7 protein-coding genes are annotated in these 5,131 nt (G+C 70.0%); 4 read left to right on the top strand and 3 right to left on the bottom strand.

Features of this window, described 5'->3' with window-relative positions; translation table 11 throughout:
• The 3 genes from RTM68_RS16785 to rocD form a co-directional block, all read left to right on the top strand.
• Window positions 1-233, top strand: a 233-nt coding sequence (locus RTM68_RS16785; RefSeq protein ID WP_312173118.1) for a zinc-binding dehydrogenase, incomplete at its 5' end; no start/stop codon positions are given.
• 214 nt (window positions 234-447) lie between these two features.
• Window positions 448-1,335 (top strand): dimethylargininase, encoded by an 888-nt coding sequence (ddaH, locus tag RTM68_RS16780; RefSeq protein ID WP_312173117.1) that lies wholly within the window; start codon window positions 448-450, stop codon window positions 1,333-1,335.
• Entirely contained in the window at window positions 1,332-2,537 is a 1,206-nt protein-coding gene (gene rocD / locus RTM68_RS16775) for an ornithine--oxo-acid transaminase (RefSeq protein ID WP_312173115.1), read from the top strand. The genes ddaH and rocD overlap by 4 nt, the downstream gene beginning before the upstream one ends.
• 169 nt (window positions 2,538-2,706) lie before the next feature.
• On the opposite strand, the gene RTM68_RS16770 is transcribed toward rocD, so the two are convergent.
• From RTM68_RS16770 to RTM68_RS16760, 3 genes are all read right to left on the bottom strand, one after another.
• Window positions 2,707-3,087 (bottom strand): hypothetical protein, encoded by a 381-nt coding sequence (locus RTM68_RS16770; protein ID WP_194765609.1) that lies wholly within the window; start codon window positions 3,085-3,087, stop codon window positions 2,707-2,709.
• Window positions 3,088-3,173: 86 nt separating this feature from the next.
• Entirely contained in the window at window positions 3,174-4,520 is a 1,347-nt protein-coding gene (locus RTM68_RS16765; protein WP_312173124.1) for an MFS transporter, read from the bottom strand.
• 5 nt (window positions 4,521-4,525) lie between these two features.
• On the bottom strand, window positions 4,526-4,918 hold the full coding sequence (locus RTM68_RS16760) for a MarR family transcriptional regulator (RefSeq protein ID WP_312173112.1): 393 nt from the start codon (window positions 4,916-4,918) through the stop codon (window positions 4,526-4,528).
• Between the two features lie 75 nt (window positions 4,919-4,993).
• Here RTM68_RS16760 and RTM68_RS16755 point away from each other — a divergent pair.
• Window positions 4,994-5,131, top strand: a 138-nt coding sequence (locus tag RTM68_RS16755) for a copper homeostasis protein CutC (protein WP_312173121.1), incomplete at its 3' end; no start/stop codon positions are given.

Genomic DNA, 5,131 nt, shown 5'->3' with positions numbered 1-5,131 from the left:
CGCGGATGCTCGAAGCGTTCTCGCGGTCGATCGGCTCGACACGGCGCGTCCGACCGCTCGCGGCGACGCCTCGCCCCGAGGTGCTCGCGAAGCTTCTCGATCTCACCGCCGACGGTCGCCTCACTCCCGTCATCGAGCGCGAATACGGCTTCGACGAGGCATCCGCCGCGCTGACCCACCTCGAAGCCGGTCATACCGTGGGCAAGCTCGTCGTCCGCGGCGCCTTCGAGTAGCGCACTTGGCAGAATCTGCCGCCCCGAAACTGCATAGTGAGCGACTCGAAGGCAGCAGGGGGGCGCTCTGGCGGCATCCAGGGGGCGGGTGACAGAATGGGTTGCGGCGTGCTCGAGTCGCATCTTCCCCGCCGCCGACTCTCACCGAGCGGCGCGGGTCGAAGGACCGCCGGGCCCCTGGACAGCGTCCGCCGCATCCCGTTCGAGGAGCCCAATGTCTGTCGAAACCACTGCGTCGACGTCCGAGACCGCGACCCCGGTCCGCACCGCACACCACCGTCACTACCTGATGTGCACGCCCTCGCACTTCACGGTGAACTACTCGATCAACCCGTGGATGGAGCCGGCCAAGCCGACCGACACCGCCAAGGCCGTCGAGCAGTGGCAGAAGCTGCACGACCTGTACGTCGAGCTCGGTCACGAGGTCGAGCTGATCGAGCCCCTCGCGGGCTTCCCCGACATGGTCTACACCGCGAACGGCGGATTCCTGATCGACGGCCGCGCCTACGTGCCGAAGTTCCGCTTCGTCGAGCGTCAGGGTGAGGCTCCGGCCTTCGCCGATTGGTTCCGCGCCGCCGGGTACGACACGGTCATCCCCGAAGAGGTCAACGAGGGCGAGGGCGACTTCCTGCTCGTCGGCGACGTGATCCTCGCGGGCACGGGCTTCCGCTCGACCGGAGACAGCCACCGCGAGGTCGGCGAGGTCTTCGGTCGCGAGGTCGTGTCGCTCAACCTCGTCGACCCGCGTTTCTACCACCTCGACACCGCCATCGCGGTGCTCGACCCGGTGCAGGGCATCGAGAACGGCGGCCCCGAGCGCGCCAACATCGCCTACCTGCCCGGTGCGTTCGACGACGCGAGCCGCGCGATGCTCGAGGAGCGCTTCCCCGAGGCGATCCTCGTGTCCGACGAGGACGGCTCGGTCTTCGGCCTCAACTCGGCGAGCGACGGCTACAACGTGATCATCTCGCCGCGCGCCACGGGCTTCGAGGTGCAGCTGCGCGAGCGCGGCTACAACCCGATCATGGTCGACCTGTCCGAGCTGCTGCTCGGCGGCGGCGGCATCAAGTGCTGCACGCTCGAGCTGCGGGGCCGGTCATGACCGCCGTCGAGTCCGGCGTCGAAGTGACGACGGAGCCGCACGTCGCGCACAACTACCACCCGCTGCCCGTCACGATCGCCCGCGGTGAGGGCGCCTGGGTGACGGATGCCGAAGGCAAGCGCTACCTCGATCTGCTCGCCGCCTACTCGGCGGTGAACTTCGGCCACCGGCATCCGGCGATCGTCGCGGCTCTCACCGAGCAGCTCGGTCGCGTCGCGCTCACGAGCCGCGCGTTCATGAGCGATCGCCTCGAGCCGTTCGCCGCCGCACTCGCGAGCCTCGCGGGCAAGGACATGGTGCTGCCCATGAACACGGGCGCCGAAGCCGTCGAGACGGGCATCAAGGTCGCCCGCGCGTGGGGCTACCGCATCAAGGGCATCGCCGAGGGCAAGGCGCGCATCATCGTCGCTGCCGGCAACTTCCACGGCCGCACCACCACGATCGTCAGCTTCAGCGACGACGAGCAGGCGCGGGCGGACTTCGGTCCGTACACGCCGGGCTTCGACGTGGTTCCGTACGGGGATGCGGATGCCGTCGCTGCGGCGATCACCGATGACACCGCCGCCGTGCTGATCGAGCCCATCCAGGGTGAGGGCGGAGTGGTGATCCCGCCGGAGGGGTATCTGCGCCGCATCCGCGAGATCTGCGACGAGAAGAACGTGCTGTTCATCGCCGATGAGATCCAGTCGGGACTCGGACGGGTCGGCGAGACGTTCGCGTGCGACCGCGAGGGCGTCGTTCCCGACCTGTACCTGCTGGGCAAGGCGCTCGGCGGCGGCATCCTTCCCGTCTCCGCCGTGGTGGGCGACACCGATGTGCTCGGTGTCATCCGGCCCGGCGAGCACGGATCGACGTTCGGCGGCAACCCGCTGGCCGCGGCCGTGGGGCTGCGCGTGGTGGAGATGCTCGAGTCGGGGGAGTTCCAGGAGCGGGCCCGCGCGCTGGGCGAGCACCTCGCCGCAGCTCTCGCGCCGCTCATCGGCCGAGGCGTCACCGAGGTGCGTATCGCCGGCCTGTGGGCGGGCGTCGACATCGACCCGGCGAAGGGCACGGGCCGCGAGATCGCCGAGAAGCTGCTCGACCGGGGCGTGCTCGTCAAGGACACGCACGGTCAGACCATCCGCATCGCTCCGCCGATCGTGATCCGCGCGACAGAGCTCGACTGGGCCGTCGAGCAGCTCAAGCTGGTGCTCGGCGCCTGAGGGCCGTGAGAGCGCGATCCCGCCGGCGCGGCTGCGGCTCTCCGACACGTGAAAGGACGATCCGCCGACCGGTCTGACCGACCGTCTGCGGATCGTCCTCTGATCCTCCGATCATCACGACCCGGCGCGCCACCCGCCCCCCTGGGTGCCGGCGCGCTCGCGTCGTGTCTCAGGCCGGAGCGTCGTCCGGGTCGAGGGTGCGCAGCGTGTCGCGCTCGACGTCGTTGTCGGCCGTCAGCTGCTCCTCGGTGTTCTCATCGCCGCCGAGTGCTGCCTCGCGGTCGGGGCTCGCATCGCCCTGGATCGCCCCGCGGGGTGATTCGCCGTGCGAGCTGTCGCCCTGGATCGCGCCTCCCTGCGCCGCGCCCTGGGCGTTGCCGTCCTGCGCTTCGCCCTGGATCGCACCGCGCGCGGCATCGCCGTGCGAGCTGTCTCCCTGAATGGCCCCGCCCTGGGTCGATCCCTGGGCGTTGCCGTGCAGTTCGTCACGCTCGGCGGATCCCTCGGCCGGCTCTTCGGAGTGCGGGGTGCGTCCTGTGTTCTGGTCCATGCTGCGACGCTACGACTGCCTCCGCCGCGCGTGGAGGGCATTGACAAACCGCGCGCCGGTGATCAGCGGGTGCGATCGCGCCGCGATCAGCGGATCGGTTCGTCGTCTCGGGTGGTGCGGATGGGCGTCGTGATGGCGGCCTCGTCGCTGAACTCCACCGGCTCGGGCCGGCGCACGGCCTCCGCCTCGATCACGTCGAGCGGCCGGGTCTCGTCGAGTGTCATCAGGAACCGGCTGTTCTCGGCGCGGTGCAGGCGGCCCGAGGTGAAGACCCAGATCGCTCCGATCGCGCACGCGACGAATCCGGCGGTGCCGCCGAGCATGATCGCGCTGCGCGGGCCGAACGTGTCGGCCACCCATCCCGCGATCGGGGCGCCCACCGGGGTCGATCCCATGATGACCGCCATGTACAGCGCGAGCACGCGCCCGCGCAGCGCCGGCGCCGTCGTCATCTGCACGTAGCCGTTCGCGGTCGTCAGCAGGGTCACGATCATGAACCCGGTGAACGTCAGCGTGACGGCGTAGCTCACGTAGGTCGGCATCGCCGCCGACACGAACGCAGCGATGCCGAAGCCGCCGGCCGCGAAGATCACGACGCGCACGCGGTCGCGCCGGGCGGCGAGCAGAGCCCCCGCGAGCGAGCCGATCGCCAGCACCGAGCTGAGGATGCCGTAGCCGTCGGCGCCCGCGCCGAACTCCAGCGCCATGGTCGAGGCGAAGATCGGGAAGTTCATGCCGAAGGCGCCGATCAGGAACACCGTCACGAACACGACGCGCAGGTCGCTGCGGCCCCACACGTACCGGAACCCTTCGGCGAGGCCGCCGGGGCGGCGGTTCTTCGGCCTCGGCGCGAGCTGGCCGGTGCGCAGCATCAGCAGAGCGATGAGCATCGCGAGGAAGGTCACGGCGTTCGCGATGAACACCCACCCCGATCCGATCGCGACGATCAGCAGACCGCCCACGGCCGGCCCGATCATGCGGGCCAGGTTGAAGGATGCCGAGTTCAGCGCCACCGCGTTCGACGTGTCGCCCGACGAGACCATGTCCGACACGAACGCCTGCCTGGCGGGGGCGTCGAACGCGTTCACGACGCCGAAGGCGGCAGCGAAGCCGAACATCATCGGCAGGGTCATGACGTCGTTCAGCAGCAGCACGCCCACAGCGATGGCGAGCAGCAGCAGCGAGGTCTGGGTGGCGAGCAGGATGCGCCGTCGCTCGAAGCGATCCGCCACCCACCCGGTCAGGCTGACGAGCACGAGCGGCGGTCCGAACTGCAGCGCCATCGTCACGCCCATCGCCGCCGCGTCGTTGTCGGTCAGCTCGGTCAGCACGACCCAGTCCTGCGCGGTGGCCTGCATCCAGCCGCCGATGTTCGAGACGAGGGCCCCGGCGAACCAGATGCGGTAGTTGATGTTCGCGAACGACCGGAACATGGCGCTCATCGGTCGACCACCTTGCGCATCAGGGCGCTCGCTTCGCGCAGTGTCGCGAGCTCCTTCTCGGTGAAGTCGAGCTCGCCGAGCATCTCGGCGAGCGCCTCGTCGCGACGCTGGATGGTCTGGGCGACGATCGCGATCCCCGCATCCGTGATGTCGACCTGCACTCGGCGCCGGTCCTCGGCGTCGGGGGTGCGCACGACGAGACCCTGCTCTTCGAGGCCGTTGATCATGTTCGTCATCGACGGCGCGGTGACGCGCTCGCGCTCGGCGAGAGCGGTGATGGTGCGACGACCGTGCATGCGCAGGGTGGCGAGCACGGCGAGCTGGGCATCGCTCATCGCATCGACGGCGCGGACGCAGCGAAGGCGTCGGGCGAGCCGGAAGGTGGCCATGCCAGTCTAAGTAATTTCCCTCGCGAGGGGAAGGGCGTGGCCGATCAGGGGTGTCCGACAGTCCAGAATGGACCCATGACACGACCCGTCGCCCTCGAGATCGCCGTGCAGGACCCCACCGGAGTGCGCATCGCCGGCGCGGTCGGCGCCGCACGCGTCGAACTCGCCCAGGCCCTCGCGCTCGGCGGCCTCACCCCCTCGCCCGCCACGCTC

It is taken from the genome of Microbacterium sp., assembly GCF_031988965.1.
Classification (GTDB): domain Bacteria; phylum Actinomycetota; class Actinomycetes; order Actinomycetales; family Microbacteriaceae; genus Microbacterium.
The sequence above is the reverse complement of the archived record's forward strand: the minus strand, read 5'-3'. Positions and strand labels throughout refer to the sequence as shown.